Annotated in this window: 2 protein-coding genes; both read left to right on the top strand. The window is 67.5% G+C overall.

What is annotated here, in order from left to right:
* Positions 1-297 (top strand): ANTAR domain-containing protein (locus tag ABD323_RS42505; RefSeq protein WP_344447405.1); only part of this gene is annotated, 297 nt, incomplete at its 5' end.
* Between the two features lie 100 nt (positions 298-397).
* Positions 398-779, top strand: a 382-nt coding sequence (locus ABD323_RS42500) for a helix-turn-helix domain-containing protein (RefSeq protein WP_344447404.1), incomplete at its 3' end; no start/stop codon positions are given.

Raw genomic sequence — 779 nt, 5'->3', positions numbered from 1 at the left:
CCCGCCCAGGCCCTGGCAGACCTGGCAACCATCGCCGTCCTGCAACAACGCACCCTGGCCCACAGCCAACTGGAACGAGGCCAGCTCCAGTTCGCCCTGAACAGCCGCATCGTGCTGGAACAGGTCAAGGGCCTCCTCGCGGAACGCTGGCACCTGAGCGTCGACGAGGCGTTCGCCGCCTTCCGCATCTACGCACGCTCCCACCACCACCAACTCGGCCGTCTGGCACACCAGATCGCCGACGGCGACTTCGACACCGACTTGACCCCCCGCCCGGCCGCCCCACCGCACCACTGACCAGCTCCACGACCCGGTCGGCGTTGTACCTCCTCTGGTTCGTCACACTGCAAACGACGGGGCTTGAGTCTCCAGCAAGGGGAGACGCGAAGGTGGGGACATGGACGGCGACACGCTCTTCTCGATCGGTGACCTGGCTCGGCGGACCGGGCTGACGGTCAAGACCATTCGGTTCTATTCCGACGTGGGGATCGTGCCGCCGACGGACCGCAGCCCGGCCGGCTACCGGCTCTACGACGTCAGCGCACTCGCGCGGCTGGATCTGGTACGCACCCTTCGCGACCTGGGACTCGACCTTGCCGTCATCCGGCAGGTGCTGGACCACGAGGTCTCGGTTCCCGAGATCGCGGCCGCGCACGCCGATGCTCTGGAGGTGCAGATCCGCACTCTCCGGCTTCGGCGGGCCGTCTTGCGCGCGGTGGCCAAGCGGGGCTCCACCACCGAGGAAATGGATCTCATGCACAAGCTCGCAAAGCTCTCCG

The sequence above is a fragment of the Kitasatospora nipponensis genome (assembly GCF_039528135.1).
Classification (GTDB): Bacteria; Actinomycetota; Actinomycetes; order Streptomycetales; family Streptomycetaceae; genus Kitasatospora; species Kitasatospora nipponensis.
The sequence above is the reverse complement of the archived record's forward strand: the minus strand, read 5'-3'. Positions and strand labels throughout refer to the sequence as shown.